The sequence below is a fragment of the Desulfovibrio sp. genome (assembly GCA_016208105.1).
GTDB lineage: Bacteria > Desulfobacterota > Desulfovibrionia > Desulfovibrionales > Desulfovibrionaceae > Fundidesulfovibrio.
On sequence record JACQYS010000019.1, the window covers coordinates 384,927 to 404,346 of the forward strand.

General features: G+C 54.8%; 18 protein-coding genes. 8 read left to right on the plus strand and 10 right to left on the minus strand.

The features are described from left to right. Nucleotides 1–96: 96 nt before the first annotated feature. From HY795_11640 to HY795_11660, 5 genes are all read left to right on the plus strand, one after another. The gene (locus HY795_11640) at nt 97–1,011 is read left to right on the plus strand and encodes a hypothetical protein (protein MBI4805875.1); all 915 of its coding nucleotides are present in this window, start codon (nt 97–99) and stop codon (nt 1,009–1,011) included. Nucleotides 1,012–1,397: 386 nt separating this feature from the next. Next, entirely contained in the window at nt 1,398–3,188 is a 1,791-nt protein-coding gene (locus HY795_11645; GenBank protein MBI4805876.1) for a hypothetical protein, read from the plus strand. A 124-nt stretch (nt 3,189–3,312) separates the two neighbouring features. Further along, nucleotides 3,313–3,531, plus strand: coding sequence for a hypothetical protein (locus tag HY795_11650; GenBank protein MBI4805877.1), 219 nt, complete (start codon nt 3,313–3,315; stop codon nt 3,529–3,531). 672 nt (nt 3,532–4,203) lie between these two features. Then, nucleotides 4,204–4,440, plus strand: a complete 237-nt coding sequence (locus HY795_11655; protein MBI4805878.1) for a transposase — start codon at nt 4,204–4,206, stop codon at nt 4,438–4,440. 67 nt (nt 4,441–4,507) lie between these two features. Continuing rightward, nucleotides 4,508–4,735, plus strand: coding sequence for a hypothetical protein (locus HY795_11660; protein MBI4805879.1), 228 nt, complete (start codon nt 4,508–4,510; stop codon nt 4,733–4,735). Nucleotides 4,736–4,908: 173 nt separating this feature from the next. Here HY795_11660 and HY795_11665 read toward each other — a convergent pair whose 3' ends face one another. Next, nucleotides 4,909–5,145, minus strand: a complete 237-nt coding sequence (locus tag HY795_11665; protein ID MBI4805880.1) for a transposase — start codon at nt 5,143–5,145, stop codon at nt 4,909–4,911. A gap of 335 nt (nt 5,146–5,480) precedes the next feature. Here HY795_11665 and HY795_11670 point away from each other — a divergent pair, with 335 nt between their 5' ends. From HY795_11670 to HY795_11680, 3 genes are all read left to right on the plus strand, one after another. Further along, nucleotides 5,481–5,777 carry a hypothetical protein gene (locus HY795_11670; GenBank protein ID MBI4805881.1) on the plus strand — a complete coding sequence of 99 codons (297 nt, stop codon included), beginning with the start codon at nt 5,481–5,483 and terminating at the stop codon, nt 5,775–5,777. A 181-nt stretch (nt 5,778–5,958) separates the two neighbouring features. Beyond that, the gene (locus HY795_11675; protein MBI4805882.1) at nt 5,959–6,192 is read left to right on the plus strand and encodes a hypothetical protein; all 234 of its coding nucleotides are present in this window, start codon (nt 5,959–5,961) and stop codon (nt 6,190–6,192) included. Between the two features lie 40 nt (nt 6,193–6,232). Beyond that, a complete protein-coding gene (locus HY795_11680) occupies nt 6,233–6,517 on the plus strand; it encodes a tyrosine-type recombinase/integrase (GenBank protein ID MBI4805883.1) in 285 nt (94 codons plus the stop codon). An 874-nt stretch (nt 6,518–7,391) separates the two neighbouring features. Here HY795_11680 and HY795_11685 read toward each other — a convergent pair. From HY795_11685 to HY795_11725, 9 genes are all read right to left on the minus strand, one after another. Continuing rightward, complete coding sequence (locus HY795_11685; GenBank protein MBI4805884.1) at nt 7,392–8,153, minus strand: 4Fe-4S dicluster domain-containing protein; 762 nt, start codon at nt 8,151–8,153, stop codon at nt 7,392–7,394. Between the two features lie 21 nt (nt 8,154–8,174). Next, on the minus strand, nt 8,175–9,707 hold the full coding sequence (locus HY795_11690) for an NADH-quinone oxidoreductase subunit C (protein MBI4805885.1): 1,533 nt from the start codon (nt 9,705–9,707) through the stop codon (nt 8,175–8,177). A 2-nt stretch (nt 9,708–9,709) separates the two neighbouring features. Next, nucleotides 9,710–11,137 (minus strand): hydrogenase, encoded by a 1,428-nt coding sequence (locus tag HY795_11695; GenBank protein ID MBI4805886.1) that lies wholly within the window; start codon nt 11,135–11,137, stop codon nt 9,710–9,712. Between the two features lie 4 nt (nt 11,138–11,141). After that, nucleotides 11,142–11,783: a hydrogenase gene (locus HY795_11700; protein MBI4805887.1), complete on the minus strand. Its 642-nt coding sequence runs from the start codon at nt 11,781–11,783 to the stop codon at nt 11,142–11,144. A gap of 4 nt (nt 11,784–11,787) precedes the next feature. After that, complete coding sequence (locus tag HY795_11705; protein MBI4805888.1) at nt 11,788–12,693, minus strand: NADH-quinone oxidoreductase subunit H; 906 nt, start codon at nt 12,691–12,693, stop codon at nt 11,788–11,790. An 8-nt stretch (nt 12,694–12,701) separates the two neighbouring features. Next, nucleotides 12,702–14,540 (minus strand): hydrogenase, encoded by a 1,839-nt coding sequence (locus HY795_11710; protein MBI4805889.1) that lies wholly within the window; start codon nt 14,538–14,540, stop codon nt 12,702–12,704. Nucleotides 14,541–14,742: 202 nt separating this feature from the next. Beyond that, the gene (locus HY795_11715) at nt 14,743–16,749 is read right to left on the minus strand and encodes a hydrogenase (protein ID MBI4805890.1); all 2,007 of its coding nucleotides are present in this window, start codon (nt 16,747–16,749) and stop codon (nt 14,743–14,745) included. Nucleotides 16,750–16,800: 51 nt separating this feature from the next. Beyond that, entirely contained in the window at nt 16,801–17,514 is a 714-nt protein-coding gene (locus HY795_11720) for a PTS sugar transporter subunit IIA (protein MBI4805891.1), read from the minus strand. 1,032 nt (nt 17,515–18,546) lie between these two features. Next, nucleotides 18,547–19,420, minus strand: an 874-nt coding sequence (locus tag HY795_11725; protein ID MBI4805892.1) for a magnesium transporter, incomplete at its 5' end; no start/stop codon positions are given.

The following is a 19,420-nucleotide window of genomic DNA, read 5'->3' on the forward strand; positions in this document are numbered from 1 at the left end:
AGATGGCTTTGCATGGGTTCCAGACCCCTTCCTCCGGTTTTTACCCCTGACGAACTTATGTCGGACCGATTGCGGTCGCGAATCCATGGCCACTTCATGTATTATTTCGACAGTCTGTCAACAGTGGAATGGCTTGTCGTTTATGGCCGCATGAGTGAGGCGGCCCAGGCATGGACCTCATTATCCGCCCAGGTGGAAGTCTTGTGCGACTTGATCCATCAGGCACTGGATTTGGCCGGAATAAATCGCGAAGACTGTGCTGCGAAGGCCCTGTTGACTCAACTCGACGGTGGCCCGGCTTTTGCCCCCCTTGACGGCGAGTTCGAACAAACTTCTCTGCCCTCCCCTCCTCCAACCGTCCTGCTGAAGAATCTTGCCTTGGCTAGAAGCAAGATTGAAATAGTTTTTCTGACCTTCAAACGCCACTTTTATCATTTGATGGGGACAAGTCAGGATGACTATGCGCATCGGCGCGGTGCCTGGAAATGCAGGATTTTTCTTCACATTCTGGCGGGCATGTTGATTATCGCCATGGCCATCGTAGGCGGCTCTTATTTTAATACACGTCTTAAAGCTAATTTCATTATCCGCCCCTTGAATCTACTGGCACCAGGCTCGCCCGACACTGTGCGCGTGGGCGGCCTGAACCCCATGGAAACGGGAGGGGCTGGGCCGTTTGCCTGGGCCGAAGGGCCACGCCTCTTGATCGCGTTCTCCATCGGCAGCCCCGCCCCGGTTCGCCTGACTTTCCGTTTCGGGAATCCAATTGCCCACCAGACGATCATGGTCCGGGCCAACGGAGAAGAGTGTAGGTCATATCGAGATATTCCCGTGACCCCCCACGGAGTGACATCCGTCGAAGGCTCACTCGAAATGAACGCAAAAGCGGGCCTCAATACCTTGGAATTCGACTTTGAAAAGTACAACGGCTTCGAGAACTTGTTCGCCCCGGGTGATCCTCGTCCTCTAGCCGCTCCTTTTTTTGAGCTGACCATCGTCCGCGTGCCATGACTTGGTTGATGGTTATATCAGGTGATCAAACTCCAGACAGCTATGTTTAGTCGAAAAGTCGGCTAGAACCGTTGAGGAAAATACCCTCCATGCCAATAATGACCCTCTTTGGACGACATTCCTCGGCAGTTGCTGGTCTCGCTCTCGGACTTAGCCTGATCGCGGCCACCCCGTGCATCACTAACCCTTTCATTAAGACGTTATGGGTGCCGACGCTCTTAGGCCTAGCAATCATCTGGAGTCGCCAGTACGACCAGAAACAGCCAAGCTGGAATAGAATCCCCGTCGTCGCGGCATGCACCTATCTTTGCCTACAACTCGGCTCGGGCTTGCTTCTAAGTGCGGACTTTTATCTCCACACCTCCTGGGCTCAGTGTCAGGATACCATGATAAGCGGTAGAGAAATTCTGAAGATTTGGCTGCTCCGGCATGGCCAAAACATATACCCGGAATTGAGAGACTTTCCTTTTCTGGTCACTTTGTACACCCCGGGGTATTATTTGGTTTGCGCGGCATGGCTCGTGGCGACAGGCAATCCGGCCTTGTCAGCCTCGTCGGTAAGTTTTCTATCCTTAATCGCACTGTGCATGGCGATGGGCGTATGGTTGCGGCGAGAAACTGACCGACCTTGGCTTGCCCTTGTTACAGTGGGGCTTTTTCTTGTAAACCCCTATATCATCAATACAGGGTTGCTGGCGCGTCCAGATTTCTCAGCTTGGTCCCTGGCCATACTGGGAACGTATCTATTTCTCGCGCCGGGCAGGGAAAAACCTAGTCAGTTGCAGATATTGGCTGGCTGTTTAGTTCTATGCTTAGGTCCATTCTTCAAACAGCAGACCCTACCTATCGTCCTTGCGTGCGCAACCGTTTGCGTATTCAAACCACACCTCTGGAAGCGATGCCTGGGCTTGGCAGGAATGGGACTGGCTCTTGGTTTGGCGTCTCTTGCTGTATTGCAATTAGGAACCGACGGAAACTTTCTGACCCATTCCTTCCTTTATCCGATCAAGCTGGCCGGCGACGTGTCTATTACCAATTGGTCTAATGCTGCTGAAAGGATCCTGGAATTCACCAGACAGCAATTCATTCTCCTCGGGCTGTATGGGGCAGCCCTGCTTTACGGATTCGCGCAACGCAGGCTCCACGTCCTTGATTGGCTCATCCTTATCCATACTCCTTTTCTCCTGAAACTCGTCATGACTTGGGGAGCGGCGTCTAACTATTGGTGGGGTATGCTGGCTCTCCTTTTCCTGCGTGTAGGCATTTTTATGGGTGAAGTGACCAATAAACTGCCCGTAGGCCCGTCCATTGCTTTGGTGGGCCTTCTTGCTCTGTGTCCGCAATCCCTTGCCCCGTCCAGTTGGGGGGCTGCGTTTTCTGCCCGCGTGCCTGCTTCAGACGGTCTTCGCTTGGCCGAGGCCATCCAAAGGATTGATCAGGGCGAAGTTTTGATCAACGCTGAGGCCAGCCCTCCCCTACTTTCAAAGGACTTCACACAGCGTTTTCAGTTCTTTGATTCAATTGAAACTCAATTTTTCGAAGCCGTTGGCCTCTGGCGTTTCATAGACTCAAAGATGTATCGCGACATATCCAACAAGCGCTTCGCTGCAGTTGTCCTTGGCAAAACATTCATGAACCATGCCATCCCCTTAAGCATACTCAATTACTACCACGTGGATCAAACTATTGGCCCATATACATTATATAAGCCGTTGCCCGGAAGCACCATTCTCTACTCCGTTCCAACTGATCAGACGGTATACTCTCCACCCCTCACTCTACGTTTAACAGAAATCGATGGAGTGTATGTTAAACAAAGCTTTAACGCTTTTTCAATATCCAAGACTGAAGAGGCCAATCTTGGGTATGTTGTATTTACTTTAGATGGATTGGAACCAATGCGTTCTGTGAATGTCTGCTTCTTTCCGAAGGTAGTACACTACGGCCCTGGAAGCATGCTATCTTGTGAATGGTCAACAGATGGTGTGAATTTTACTAATTTTTTAGACTACTACGGTACAATTAATGACATGAATAGCTCTTTACCTCATCAGAGAGTTAAAAAAGCGATACTCCTCGCGAATAAGAAGGTCTTCATACGGTTTATCATATACGGATCTGCGCAGTTGTGGTTCAATAGAGAGATGCCATTTGCATTCATTGTCAATTCAGAATAGTAAAATGCGGCTTAGGCATAATGAACCTCTTGAGAAGTGTGAGAAATCTGCTTGGATTCTTTCACGCCGACTGAGAGCGAGGGAAGCTTTCTGCAGAGATTAGGGCCATGTTGGCCTGGAGGCCTTGATCGGCGAATTGACTTTGTCTGAACTGGCGAGCAGTACGACGCTCACCCACACCACGTCCTGGAAGCGCCAAGCCAAGGACTGCAGGGTGTCGGCATTCTCCGGGGCCGCTGCCGTGAAGAAGGATGGTGAGGCAGAGCTTCGCGATCTGCACGCGCTGATCGGCCAACTGACCGTGGAAAAGGATTATTTGGAGAGAGCCTTCGCTCGACGGTGAGTCAGGAGCGGAGGCCCAGGATGATCGAACTGGTCATCCAAAGTTCATTATTTCCCGGCAATGCCGAATACTCGGTTTGCCCCGGTCGACATGGGATCATCGCCCCAAGGGAGAGAGCGTCATGAATCGTGGGCAGATGCGGCTCCACTTCAAATCAGTACATCTTTGTGGGGCGTGGTCGAACTCGAGCGTTAGATGGAGCTGACGGTGATGTCCAGAACCCAGGACCAAGACCCTACATCCTGAGCACAGAATCCACCCGTATCTCTTGCGAGGGATGCGGGTTGATCGACCGAATCACGCGTGGTGTGCGTTCATCACATATGTGCCTATCCTGCTCCCTTTTGGGTGAGCGGTTGGCCTGACTGAGTTTCCGTAGTTTCTTCACAGAAGGAGCATGGCCATGAAACGACGTAAGTGGAGCGCTGAGCAGATGGTACTCATCGTCCTCGAAGGCCTCCGAGGATGACCACTCGGCGAGTTGTGCAGTGTACAAGGTATTTCTCAAACTCAGTATAAGCAATGGCGAGACCGCTTTCTGGGAAACGCCCACCGTGTGTTCGAGACGGCCACTGTGGACAAGCGTACCCAGCGGTTTGAGTTAGCAAACGCCAAGTTCAAGGGACTGATCGGCGAAAGACCCTGAAGCAAATAAACGAATGGCTGGTCGTGATGAAGCGAGGGCCTTACGCCAAGGCGGCCACTAGCAATGCGGAGCTGTTGGAACGCATTCGTACCCTCAAGGCCGATCATCCTTTCTGGGGCTACCGCCGAATCTGGGCCCATCTGCGCTACGTTGACGAATGGAGCGTAGGCAAAAATCGGGTCCATCGGTTGATGAAGGAACACTGTCTCACGGTTCGAAGCAGTTTGCTGTTCAAGGCCAAGCGCAAGCCGACCGGCCACTAACCAAGGCTGACCAAGCCAAATCACTGGGGGGCATCGACATGACTAAGGTCATGATTGAAGACTTTGGATGGCTGTATTTGTGGTGATCGTGCTGGACGTGCACACCAAGAGGATCGTGGGCCACTATGCCGGGTTCCAGGCCCGGGAATGGCATTGGCTGACTGCCTTGAATAAGGCCGTGAACCGACAGTTTCCCGAAGGCACACGTAGCGCTGGCCTTAATCTGATGTCAGACAATGGCTTGTCAGCCGACCTCGGTGTGTTTCATGAAGGCCTGCAGGGCCAGGGGAGATAATCAGGCCTTCGAGGCGGAACAACTTGGCAGCGAGACTCTCCAGGCTGAAGCTTGTTAAATCGGGGACGGTACACGCCGGTAGCCCCTGAATGGGTGGTCAGCCTTGAGAGAGCAAATCCGGTCTAGCAGTTCGGCGTTTCGGGCGGCCACTTTGGCGTAGCAACCGCGCCTCTTCACGGCCAACCATCCGTTTTTTTTAACTCCAGGGTCAACTCGCCGACCAACCCTTTGAGATTGGCGTTCTCCAACTCAAGCCGCTGAGTGCGCTTGTCCAAGCTAGCAGTCTCAAAAACCCGGTAAGCATTGCCCAGGAAGCGATCGCGCCATTGGTAATACTGAGATTGAGAAATGCCGTGATAGTTGATCAACTCGCCAATCGGTCGTCCTCGAAGGCCTTCGAGGACGACCAGAGCCTTCTGCTCAGGGGGTCACTTACGTCGTTTCATGGCTCTTTTCCTCCCGGGGATCAGCCACGAAAACTCACTTAACGCAACCGCTCACCAAATGGGGGGCAGGATAAGCGGTGAAGGACCCTATCTAACCATGAAGGAGGCAGCGGGCTACTTTGACTACGCATCTGTTACTTTCAGAAGAATCATCTAAGACTACCGAATCAACCGCTACGGCCCGAAAAAGAACAAGTTCTCACAACCTGAGCTTGCGGCCTGGATGCAGAATCCCCAGGGCCTCTTGGACGAGCCCAGGATAACCTCCTCCAGGAAACCAAAACCGCTGGAGGTGTAGAATGAGTGTCCACTCAAGAGCCCGTGACGGCGCCTGGTTTGTTTCCTGGCGTAACGAGAACGGCAAGCAGCACAACATAATCACAGGCAAAGGCAGAGCGGGCCAGAGAGACGCCAATGAGCTGGACAAGGACATCAAGGCCAAGAAACGCGCAGGTCTTGAACCCGCCCCTGCCCGAACGGGACACACCTATCTTGACGACATCGCCCAGGCCTTCATTGACGCGAAGAAGGCCGAAGGCAAAAAGGCGAGTTGGCTGAAGCCATTCGCTTCTATGGTGCAAGCGAACTTTTATTGAGACCCACTGCCAGCGCCCGGCTAAGGATCTGACCTACTCCGACATCGTGAACGTCATAACCACCAACTACACATAGAAAAGCCCGACAACGAGATCCAGATACCTATCATCCATGAAGATCATGCTCGAATTCGCTGTTAATCATGGATATCTTGAGAAAAACCCATTTGCACTCTGGAAAATGCCGAAAGAGAAACCCAGGCGCTCCATGCTGACGGTTATCGACCTGATCCACATCATGGACAAAGCACCTCCCCACCTGCGCTGGGCCATGGATTTGGCTTTCAACCTGGGCGTCCGCACTGGCGAATCTGAGTGGCTGGCGCTCACCTGGGCCAATGTGGACTTCGTAAACGGCCTTGTGCGAGTCTATGCCACCAAAACCAACGACCTGGCGCAACGTACACGTCTCTGATGCGTTCCTGGCCCGCCTGACGCTAATGAAGGCACAGGCCATGACCGACCACCTGGTCGAGTACAGGTGCAAACCTGTGACCTGCCACCGCCGATCCTTCAGGACGGCATGCAAAGCTGCTGGAATAACCTACGATGTTATCACGTACGACATCCGGCACCTGTACGCGACGACTCTCCTTTCGCGCGGCGGCGACCTTGCTGCCGTCTCCAAGCAGACGGGGCACTCCAGCACCGTGATGACGGCGAATGTCTATTATCAGGAAATGGCGGGCGAAAAGAAACGAGTGGCGGAACTTCTAGCCTCAGCTGACACCAGTTTCTGAAGCGCCGGAAGGCCCTCGCCTCCAAAAGGTACAGGCCTCCATGTTATCCAGGGTGTTATCTACATAAAGATTTCAGGGGTTAGGCTTAAAACCAAACCCCTGAAATCTTTGGTGGAGCTGGACGGAATCGAACCGACGACCTCTTGAATGCCAGGAATGGGTGCCTCCAAGGTAACGCTTTAAAATATTTTTCTTTTTGCAGATGGATGTCACCTACCACCCGGTAAATCGTTGCAAAAAGTGACGAAAAATGGTGACCCCAGCGCATAACAAGCAGATATCATTCCAGTAAATGCCACATTGATGCATATGCCTAAAATAATACACTATTGCCTCCTGCCTGTTCGCGCTTGTTTACTACCAAGGGACACTGGGGAATTCGGGTAATCTGCGTGAAGGGAATGTGGCTCCACCCAATTCTTGCCTTGACAATTACTAAATTCTATACGTTAGGTGGCCACGGGGAGTCAGTAATACCTGCGAGTGAACAGCTGTTTTACACACGACCTACACTCCTGACGCCAATGGAATCTAAGAGGGTCACGCAGAGAAGCCGCTCGCAGCGTGCTAAGACAAAATACATTACTATTTCTACTATTACTTCTTGCTCTCAGGCTGAACATATCCCTTTCTTTCTCGAGAAAGATCACACCCAAGAGACTTCCATTCTCTCTGCACGAAGCGTGGCCCAATACTTGTTCTCTGAAAAAAATGGCTCGCAAGTCGCTTCGTAAATTTGACGACTTGTCTTTTGGTTGGAGCATAGGTCGTTTAAGAATTGCTTCAAGGTAGACATGGGTATCTCATTTAACGCATTTTATTTACGAGCTGTAAATAGCGTATCCCTTCTTGGTTTTGCAGTTGGCCTACGAAATCAAATACGATTTAGCAGCCGCAGCAATCCATCAAGTATTGTTAGTGGATGTGGAGGGCATCCCGGGACGTAAAGATTCACTCGAACGATATTGTCGGCACCATTCTCCACTTCTGCGTGGTCGGCATAAGGCCCCCCGGCAATGGCACACGCCCCCACTGCAATGACGATCTTAGGCTCTGGAACGGCCAGGAAGGTTTTCTCAAGCCCCAGGCGCATGTTCCTGCTCACAGGGCCGGTAATTAGCACTCCATCGGCGTGTCTTGGCGACGCAACAAACTGGATGCCGAAGCGGCTCAGATCCCAACCGATCGTGCCCAGAACGTTCGTATCCGCCTCACAGGCGTTGCAACCCGCGGCGCTGACCTGGCGCAGTTTCAAGGACTTGCCGAACATGCCGAGCAGCCTGTCGTCGAGTCGCGCAGCAGGGAGTGCTTCCTGCTTTCCTGGTACGACAATCAAGTCCTGGCGATTACGGGCGGCCAGGCGGTACTCATTCGTGAACGATATGGCCTGCTGCGGACAAGCGGTGGAGCATTCCGTGCAGAAGAGACACCTGCCCATGTCGATGCGGACCATGTCCGCTACAACGATGGCCTTCCCCGGGCAGACATCGCTACAGAGACGGCACCCCGTGAGACATTTCTCGGGATCGATCGACGGGCGCCCCCGAAACCTGTCCGGCAGTTCCGGGGCAGGCCCGGAGGGGTACACCATCGTCCGGTGGCCCTGCTTCAGCCTGGATACTATGACGTTCAACATATCTTTTCCTTGCTCATATCATCAGAGGTCATGCCCACAATATGACAGGTTGAAGCTCTTGTTGCACAGCGGGAAGTCGGAAATCTGCTGGTTCCTTAAAGCATAAGCCAGCCCTGGCCAGTTGTGGAATGAGGGGTCGACCACCTTGTAGCGCATAAACCGCCCGTCATCGTCAGTGATGGCGACATGGCACACCTCACCCCGCCACCCCTCATCCAGGGACACAGCAATGCGGTTTGGCAAGAGCGATCCGGCCCTGTTCAGTATGTCGCCCGAGGGAATGGTATGTAGTTGTTCCCGGATGAACTGGATGGAGTGCTGTATTTCCAGCCAACGGACGTACGCGCGACCAAACACGTCCCCCGTATCGTAAGTGGATACGGGGATATGGGTGAAACGGAACACCCCTGATGGCTGGTCATTGCGGGTGTCAACTTCCACCCCGGCGGCGCGCGCGGCCGGACCGACCATTCCAAGATCAAGTGCCACTTGCTTGGGCAGCCGGCCGATATTCTCGAATCGAGCCATGGCCGAGGGCGTGTCCCAAAGAAGCTCGATGGCAACGGTGGCGTCTTTCTCAGCCGCATCAAGCTGGCGGAGCAGCTTCTCCACTCGCGCGTCGTCCATGTCGAAACCGACTCCCCCGGGGCATACCATACCACGACCGAACCTGTTGCCGCACAGGAGCGCGGTCATGTTGAGGAAGTCGCCGCGTATGCGGCCGCAATAGCTCATGGTGGGCAGAAAACCGATATCGCCCGCCAGCGCGCCCAGATCCCCCACATGGTTGGCCATACGTTCAAGTTCCAAGGCAATTCCTCGAAGCGTTTGAGCCCGGGCCGTCTTGCGGCACTTGGATAAAGCCTCGATCACCCGGCAGTAGGCGGTCGTGTGGGCGATGGTCGTATCGCCCGCCAGTGTCTCAGCATAATGGATTGAGCGCGCATCAGGACCGCCGATCAAGGCCCCTTCGACCCCGCGATGCTGGAAGCCCAGTGCTATTTCCAGATGAAATACAAGCTCTCCATGACACTGGAAGCGGAAGTGTCCCGGTTCTATGATCCCGGCGTGCACCGGGCCAACGGCGACCTCATGCACCTCGTCCCCTTCCACCCGGTAGAAATCGCAGACACCCGGCAGGATCGGCTCTCCCGCAGGCCTGTCCCAGGCATCCCGTCCGGTCCAGGACTCATGATACCGGACGGGCTTGAACCAGGGATGCCCCACTGGCTTAATCCCATACTGTTCAGCAATCTCGCGTTCGAAGAGATGCACTTGCGGGCAGCGGTTTGTCAGCGATGGATACTGCCCACCGTGTATCTCGGTCCGAACGATATGTAGCCTGCTGAGCTGCGTGTTCACCAGGACGGCGAACAACTGCGTGACTCCCCGCTGCCGAGCGGGAGCGGCGAACAATGAAGCCACCCGCTGCCCCACGTCCACCGCGTCGGCAACTACCGTCTGAAAGGCGTCTGGGGCCAGAAGAGCGATAGCGTCTAGTTCGACGGACTGCCCATTGACCAAGGTAACCATCCGGAGCTTTTCGTGGTTCATGGTCATACCTTCAAGAAACGAACGGCGTCGTTCAGCAGAGCGGTGAGGGTTGCGGGAATATAAAGCCCCAGGGCCAGCACGAGCATCATCAAAAGAACGGCTGGAACCGTGGTGAGCAGACCTTCGCGGTATGGGCTCTTATTGACGGCGGCAGGAGCTCGCCCTTGTACGACCCGAAGGACAGTTGCCCCCATGCCGATGAACACCACGAGAAGAAGAAGCAGGAAAAAGCCTCCCGTGGCGTAGTGCCCACCGTCAAAAGCACCGTTCAGGATGGAGAACTCGCTGACAAAAGGGCCGAACGGGGGAGACCCGGTTACCGCGAGGAAGCCCGCCAGAAACAATCCGCCCGAAAGCGGCAGCCGGTGAATGGCGCCATGCACCTGGTCGGTGTTCTTGCTGGCATACGCCCGGTGGATGTTCCCGGCAGAGAGGAATAACACTCCCTTGGTCAGGCCGTTGGTGACCACGTGCAGCAACGTGCCGAACAGGGCCGGGCCGCCGATGCCCAGTCCAATGGCCAAGATGCCCATGTGTTCGACACTGGAATAGGCCAGCATCCTTTTGAAGTCTCGCTGGCCGACCATGAACAGCCCGGCCACGATCATGGAGAGGAATCCCACTACGAGCAGGAGCCGCGAGATGTAGGCTCCCTCGCCTGCGGCCAGGCAGATATGATACACGCGAAGCAGGGCGAAGAAAGCGCAGCTCGTGACCCCGCCGGCAAAAATCGCTCCCACCACCCCCGGCGCTTCTCCGTATGCGTCCGGCTTCCAGGTGTGCATGGGCGCCAGCCCCATCTTGGTCCCATAACCCACCAGCAGCAGCACGAACGCAGCATGCAGCCAGGACTTGGAGAGCATGGGAGCGTTGCGGACCATTCCCTCGATACTCAACGTGGGCTCAATTCCCTGATGCAGAGAGGCATAAGCCAAGAAAAAGGTGCCCAGAAGCGCGAGGGCGATACCCACTGAGCCTATCAGGAGATACTTCCAGGTCGCCTCGATGCTTTGCGGCGTGCGATTGAAATAGATGAGCGGGGCCGTGGTAAGGGTCATGGTTTCGATGCCCACCCACATGAGTCCCAGGTGCTGCGACAACAGCACCATGGTCATGATGCCCAGAAAGGATATCAGGCAGACGCAGAAGACGCGGTTTGCTTGGTTGTGGCGGTAGTGCAGAACTCCGACGGCGTAAAAGGAGCACAATAGGTAAAGAACGCTGACCAGCGGGAGTATTACTCGACCAATGGGGTCGAGGTACAACCAGGATGACCCGGCCGACACTTCGGGGCGAGCCATCAGAAACGCGGTCATGACCGAGTGCACAACCCCCGCCACCGGCAGCAACCATGGCCGCAACCGGTTCGACGGGATCAGCGCCGAAAGGGCTGCCAACAAAAGGGGTGTGGCAATCAGAGCGAACTCCATGGCATCATTCCTTCAATGTCACCAACCGGCGCGTGTCCATGGAGGAAAACGCCTGGTTGATGTGGTTGGCGATAATGCAGATGACGAAAATACCGACAAAGAGGTCCAGCAGCACTCCCAATTCCACGATGAACGGCATGGCCTCGATCAGCAGCATGCCGAAGATGTATATGCCGTTCTCCAGGATCAGATAACCGACAACCTGCGTGAGAGCTTTGTACCGGGTGATCAGCACGATGAATCCGGTGAAGACCGTGGCAATGGCCGTGGGCACCAGCAATTTGCCCACATGCTCGCTGGCCAGAGGCAGCTGGCTTGCAAACAGCAGGGAGAACGCTGTGGCTACGGCGCCTAGTATGATGGAGGGCATAAGCCCGATCATGGGTTCGATCTCGCGCTTGATCTGCGCCTCGCGCAGGGCGTGCACCATGACCAGAGGGATGACGACCCCCTTGAGGGCGATGGCCATCACGGCCACGATGATGGCCGGTAGGGTCAGATGCTGGTGCACGACAAAGGGAATGACGCCAAGCAGCGCCCCTTGGACAGACACGGCCTTAATGATGGTGTTGATGCGGCTTGTCCCAAGGGACAGCAGGTTCAACACGAGAACCAGCACGAGAATTCCATTGAGATAATTGTCCATTGCCTCACCTGATCAGTAGGAGAAAACCGAATCCGCAGGAAATCAGGGCGAAAACCAGCAAATACGGCACGTGCCTCATCTGGAGCCGGGCCATGACCGACTCCACCACACCGACAGCGGCGGCCAGACACACCATCTGCACCATGAACAGCGGCCAGTCGAACCAGCGCATGGCCGCATACGACGGGGTGATGATGTGCAGCAGGACGCCGCCGAGAACGAAGAGCTTCAGGCTGGCCGCATACAGGATCACCCCAAGCAACGGCCCGCTGTGGTCGAGCACCATGACCTCGTGGATCATGGTCAGTTCCAGATGGGTGTTGGGGTCATCCACGGGAATCCTACAGTTCTCGGCCAGAAGAACAACGAAAAGCCCTATGGCAATCAATATCAGCGGGGCGCTGGCCGTTACGGAAACGTCCACTGTGGCGCGGAGTATGTCGGACAGCGTCAGCGATCCCGAGATTTTCGCCAGTACCAGAAAGGCGAAGAACAGGGCCGGTTCGGAGAAACATGCGAAGGTCACCTCGCGGGAAGCACCCATACCTTCGAAGGAGGACCCGGTGTCCAACGCCGCCGCAGTAGTCAGGAATCTGGCCAATCCGAAAAGATAAGCAAAGAGGATCAGGTCGCCGACGAAGGAAATAGGGGCATGGGCATGCCCAAGGGGCACCAACAGTCCTGCCACCAGCACAGCGGCCAGGGTTACGAGCGGGGCTGCAACGAAGATCCATGTGGTCGTGTCGCTCAGCACCATGCTTTTGCGCATCAGTTTGAAAATATCGTAATACAATTGCAACAACGGAGGGCCGACCCGGCCGCCGAACCATGCCTTTGTTTTGTTGATCACGCCAATAAGCAGCGGTGGCATGACCAAAAGCAGAATCACATGTATAACCGTGTCGAGCATGGCAATCCTCACAGAGATCCGAGCATCATCAAGATGAGAACTATGCTTACTATGTACATAAGGTACAGATGAGTGTGTCCTTGTTGCATAATACGGAGGGAGGAAAAAAATCTCCCGCTGGCATGGAAAAGTGGAACGGCGAAACGATCAAGGACCACATCAATAATAACCACTCGGAATTGGGTTCTTTCCGGAAAATAGCCCCGCAACGCAGGATTGATGAATTTCGGAAGGAGAACGAACCGGAACAGGCGCACAAGGGACTGAACAAAAGATGTGCCGGTATACTGAATGCGGGCGGTGGGCCGAGAGTAGCCGCAGTCCCATGTCGGGGCTTTGCATGGGGGATTTGTTTGAATCAGCCTGATGGCGACGGCAATGAACGCGGCCACGATGACCACGAAAAGCAGCCCCACGGCTGAGATTGACGGTAAGGGAGCGAACGCCGCGAGAAAGGATATGTTCAAAAGCTGTTCCGATCCACTCCAGGCCTGAACTGCCTTTTCAAGCATCGGTGCAGCCGCCATGGGAACCAAGCCCAACCCCAGGCATCCGGCAGTGAGAAGCACCATCGGGATGAGCATGCTCCGGTGCGGATCGTTGATGTGGCGCATGGTATCGCTCCGTGGCGAACCCAGAAAGACCGAGCCGAAAGCTTTGACGAAACAAGCCAGGACCATGGCCCCAACGCTCGCCAGAACGACCGCAGCCAAGCCCACAGCGGCTCCAGCCTTGCCCATGGACTGGTCCAGGCCACGAAAGAAGCCGAGGTAGAGCAGCCATTCTCCGGCGAAGCCATTGAGCGGAGGGAGCGCGGAAATGGCTACAGCCCCCGCGAAGAATAGCGAGGCGACCCTCGGCATTTGCTTGGCAAGGCCGCCCAGACGGTCCATGTCCCGCGTGTGTGCTGCATGGATCACCGCGCCGGCATTGAAAAACAGGAGGGATTTGAAGAGGCTGTGGTTCCAGACGTGAAACAGCGCCCCACCGAGCCCCAGAGCAATTAGCTCCGGCCTGCCGAACGAACGCCCGAGCAAAGCCAGCCCCAAGCCCATAGCCACAATGCCGATATTCTCGATGCTGCTGTAGGCAAGTAGTCGCTTGATGTCCCGCTGCCCCATGGCGAAGGCGATGCCGACCATGGCGGAGACAGCCCCTACGACAAGAAGGGCAGCGCCCCACCACGCCTCCCCAATGGGAAGCAGCGCCGTCATGCGTACGATGCCGTATATCCCCATCTTGAGCATGACGCCCGACATCACTGCCGAAACGTGGCTAGGGGCATTGGCGTGAGCTCCAGGCAGCCAGACATGTACGGGCATGAGCCCCGCTTTAAACCCGAAACCGATCAGGGCCAGTACGAATATGCTCCCGGCCAGGCCCCCTGGTATCGCCTGTGCTGCCTCCAGCCCGAACGACCCGGTGGCGTGCCTCCACAGAGCAAACATGGCCAGCAGGCAGAGAGTACCCATGTGGGTTGCGATCAGGTAGACCCAGCCGGCCTGGCGCACATCCGGGTTGTTCTCCTCAGCGGTTGCCGCAAAGTAGGCGGAAACGGCCATGCACTCCCAGACGATGAGAAACAGCACCCCGTCACGAGCAAGGACGACGAGGGCCATCGCTCCGGCCAAGAACCCGTATGAAAGGATGATCCGGCGCCCGCTTTGTGGATGATCGGAATGCTTCCAGTATTCCCAGCCGTACAATGACCCCAGGGTGGGTATGATGAACACCGGGACAAGGAAGAAGATGCTTACTGGGTCAGCGGCCACGGAGAAATGTCCCCAGGGAAGAAACCAGGGCAGCTGGATGAATTGCGAACCCGCCCCGGTGCACACCTGCCACATGCCAGACAATCCAAACGCACTGCCCAAGGCCATAACCAGTGTCGCAAGCCTCTGCCCCGCCAGCGACCGAGCCGCGAACATGCAGCCGCACACGCCACTTACGGACAGCAACCCCGCTCCCATCAGAATAATCCCCACACCAGACATCACAAATGTACCTCGGTTTGGAGCATTGTCTTGCTCCAGGTCTGCGCCTTACTCATCAACGGACAAAGAGGCGCGCGTAAAACTCCCCAGCGGGCATAAGCGCGATGAGCATCACTACCAGCACGATGACTATGTATAAGAGATAGTTTTGCGCCAGGCCCTGTTGAAAGCGATGAGCTTTATGAAACCACCGTTCGGTGAACCGGCCGAAGGGAAGAAGCATGCGCTCCATCACGATGTCATCGACATGGCTTTGCATGGCAGTCGGACGAGGGAACACCCCTCCCACAGTGGGCAGATGTATCCTCGGCTTGAGAATCCTGCGGAATATCCGAACTATCGGCTGGGCAAAAGATGACGCGCTGTACTGCATTCGGGCCGTGGGCCGTGCGTAGCCACAATCCCAGGTGCCGGTTGAATACAAAGAGCGATTGCGAAACGCGGCAACCAGGCAGGCCACGGCAACGAGGCAGGACAGGCCTATGGCCATTGCGCCGATGGTTGTGAGCGGAACGAGGTTTTGGACAGGTACCGGCGTCTGCCCGCTCGCGCGCATCCAACTGGCTATTGCGGCATTGAGGAAAGGGCATACAAGCGACGGAGCCAGTCCGATCACGGCACAACATACGCCCAAAACCGCGATCGGCCCCAACATGGAGACAGGGGATTCATGGGCACGCAACGCTGCGCCTGTGCGCGGGTTTCCCAGAAAGACCGCGCCGTACACTTTCACGAAGCAGGCCACGGCCAAGGCGCCGATCATGGCCAACACCGGCATGGCCAGCACCAGGCCTGTGCCGTCGGCATGTTTGGCCACAACATTGTTCATAAGCCCCAGGTAAACAAAGAATTCGCTGACGAACCCATTCAGCGGAGGCAAGCCGCAAATAGCTACAGCGCCCACCAGAAACATTGCGGCTGTCCAGGGCATGGATTTGGCCAACCCGCCCAAGTGGTCGATCTCCCGGGTGCCGGTGCCGTGGAGGACCGACCCTGCGCAAAAAAACAACAGCGACTTAAACAGGGCGTGGTTCCAGACATGCAACAAACATCCAGCCATTCCCAATACGACCCATTCGGCGCGGCCGGTTGAGCAGCCTACCATTGCCAGACCCAAGCCCATGAGGATGATGCCAATGTTTTCGACGCTGTGATAGGCCAGCAATCGCTTCAGGTCGTGTTGGCCGAGGGCGAACACCACGCCAAGAAGGCCACTGACAACACCGAGGAGCAGCACCAGCCCCCCCCAGCCCACGGGTGGGGCGGGCAACAGGGAAAGCATCCGCACCAGGCCGTAAATGCCCGTCTTCAGCACGACCCCGGACAAGATAGCAGAAACGTGGCTCGGGGCGTTAGCGTGGGCGCTAGGAAGCCAGAAGTGAAGAGGCATCATCCCGGCTTTGAGCCCGAAACCCAGGACAGCCAGCAGAAAAAGAACGTTCCGGGCACCCTGGCTCGTGGCTTCGATGGTCGTGGGTGTCAAATCGAATGAACCTGTCACCGAACGCCACAGGGTGAACATGGCAAATAAGGTGAGGGTACCGATATGCGTGGCGATCAGGTAGACCCATCCGGCCTGTTGGCATTCGGGGCGTCTGTCCTCCGTGCTGACCAGAAAGAAAGCCGAGAGGGCCATCACCTCCCATCCGAGCAAAAACGTCATGCCGTGTCTGCTGACAACCAAAAGTGTCATGCCCAGCATGAGTAGCCCCCAGAAGAGCCTTAGTTTTCCGCCGCTTCTCGGGTGCTCACGCTGCCGCCAGTAGCCCAGGCCGTAGAGGGAACCCAGGCCGCCAATCAAGAAAACAGGGACCAGAAAAAAAGCGCTCAAGCCGTCGACTCCGACTGACAATTGGATCGCAACCGGCCAGGGCACCATTAATGCCGCACTTTCCTCGACGTCATGACCAAGATACACACCGAGCAAACCGACAAGCGCACCCATCGACATTAACACCGACGCCATGCGTTGGCCCAATGACGATTCACGGCTCAGACACAACCCGGGAAACCCGCTGGTGCCCATGAGGCACGCTGCGGCTATGATGAGCTTAAGAGCCATGAGCGATCCCGTTTTGAGCGATGAAATATGGCATGAAGCACACGATCCGGATTATCGGATGGGCACGGCGCTGCCGTCGCTTAAGGCGGTTTGCGCCATTTCTATGCGGAATACCATCTCCACCAGCTCCTCCCGGGGAGCCTGGCGATTGAGTGCTGCCTTGAATTCCTTGTCCAGCAGGGCGAAGCTCAGCCGGGAGAGAAGATGGAGATGGACTCTGACCGTCGGGCTGATGAGCGTAAACAAAATGTTTACAGGCAAGCCATCAGGCGCGCCGAAATTAATCGGATGTTTTAAAAAGCACAGCCAAATCGATGGATGAGAGACATGCAATACCAGGGGATTGCGGACGTGAGGGATAGCGACCCCCTCCCCGACGCACGTGGAACCAAGGGCTTCTCGGGCCAGCAGCACTTGATAGAGAAACTCCCTATCCACTTCTTCCCCGGGTGGGAATGTGATCGTGTCGATTACCGCCCGCAGGACCGAAGCCTTGTCTTCGCCGTCTACACCGTAAAAAATACCGCCTGCATTCAAACTTCCAGTTAAACTCGGCAGACGCTCCATGTCAGGCTCAATATTGAGAAACTCCTCTGGAGCGACTTTGATATGCTGAGACGAGGCCCATTCGAGCAGTTCAACTCGGTTGAATCGGTATTCCTCATTGATCTTATATACAGGTATCGCCCCCCTATCTATTCTATGATATATTTCTTTCGCTGGCATATTCAAGATTTTTGCCGCTTCACTGACCGTAAGCTTCATACACGCATCCTTGATACAGGCGATATGAACAGATCAACTCTTTCTTTTACCACGTACATATAAAAGCTCTCCAAAGATTCAAGTGAACTTTGCGCGAAAAAAACGCGTCTGGCAGCAACATAAAGACAATAATCCGACAAGGAGAGGTGGTTTCAGTATATAGCCACCTAGCCGCCCTAACAGTTATCTACTTTCATCTTTTTTTATTTTTAAAAAAAATAATAGTCCTGTCAACATATTGTGTGTACACATTTTGTTTACATCGAAGGAAAGGACGATGCCCTTACGATGTAACTCACGATCGTTTCCTCACCAAAATTTTCTAAAAAGGTGATTGAACTTCGCCACTCACTTGAGAGTTAGCGTGTAACCCTAAAAAATCGCTTATCTTGGTTTGCGAGATAGCCGACCGCCGCGCCTGTTCAGCCCACCAGACCGCAATCAAAGAAAGAATGAGGACCTCTAATGAGGTGGTGATGTCACCTGCGCGCTTGATTGGATTTGGGAAAAGAAGAAGGCCAGCTAGGGTATCCTAACTGGCCTTAAATCTGAGAAATTTGATGGTGGAGCTGGACGGAATCGAACCGACGACCTCTTGAATGCCATGCCAGCAATTTCTTGAAATCATTAGACTTTGGCTAGCCAGCCAACGATTGCCAACGTAACATTTTGGCGTCCGCCAACAGTTTTGTGGCTTTCAGTGGCGGTCCTGCCAACAGGGAGCCAACAGGGCTTTGGTGGCAGTGGTTGCGTAGTTAGTGAGGCAGTGGTTAGACAGCCACAGGGCAGCCAACGGGTTTGTGGATGGTCCGGATTCACAGGTTCCTGAGACTTTTCAAACCCAGTAACCTGCACCTTCGCATGATGATGGATCAACCTGAGATATTCCCTCCAGAGAAGCCTTGGGCTATCCTTGGCATCATTCGGCCTCAGGGGATTGCCCCTATCTAACTGCCAGGAAACGCTCTATGTGTCTGTCTTCTTGACACCTGCTCGAAGTACATTGACCAGAGAGATTGTAGAGTTAAAATACTATACTTGTATATGCTTGAGTCGCATGACATCCCGCCAAGGGATCACTCCTTGAAGTACATCATTCTCATCGGTAACAGGGATGGCCCGGAATCCATACCTCTCGAACATGGCTGTTGCATCTTTCAGCCTATCAGCCATTTGAAGTGTTTTTACACCTGTTACCATAATTTCGTCCAGTCGCCGATCCGGGGCTGCCCGCAGGATAGAATGGTAGTCAACTATGCCTAACAGCCGGTTGTCACCAGATACCACGTAAACATACCAAATCACATCTTTATCCTTGGCAACCTCCCGAAATTTGCTGAAGACTTCCTCAACCTTGGTTTCTGGGGAGAAGGTAATGATGCTGTCGGTAGCAAAATCAGAGATATCTTTCTCATGCTCGTCCATGAGCGATTCGATTTTCTCGACGTTATCTTTTTCGTCCATCAGCGCTAGGATATCGTCAGCATCTGCTGCGGGTAATACCGAAAGCACATCTGCGGCTTGGGCCGGAGTCATCTCATCAATCAGTTCGGCTGCCTTTTCATCCCCGATGCTAGCAATGATTTCGCGTTGAACCCGAGGCTCCATTTCTTCTAAGGTATCCGAAGCTTGTTCCAAATTCAGTTCATTGAAGACGTTCAAACGGTGCTCGTGCTCCATTTCCTCCAAGATGTCGGCTAGGTCCACGGGGTGGATTTCATGTAAGCTTTCTTTGAGGATGTTGAGTTTGAGGCTGCCTTTGAAACGGCTCAACTCCCCCGAGAGTGGCTGTACATATTTCCAGGAGATTGGCTCATCACGCAAAGTCGTTGCCAAGTCGCTAATGAAATTGGCCAAACGCTTGAGACCGATGCGGCGTAAAAAGCTGTAACGGTTGCAGTCAACC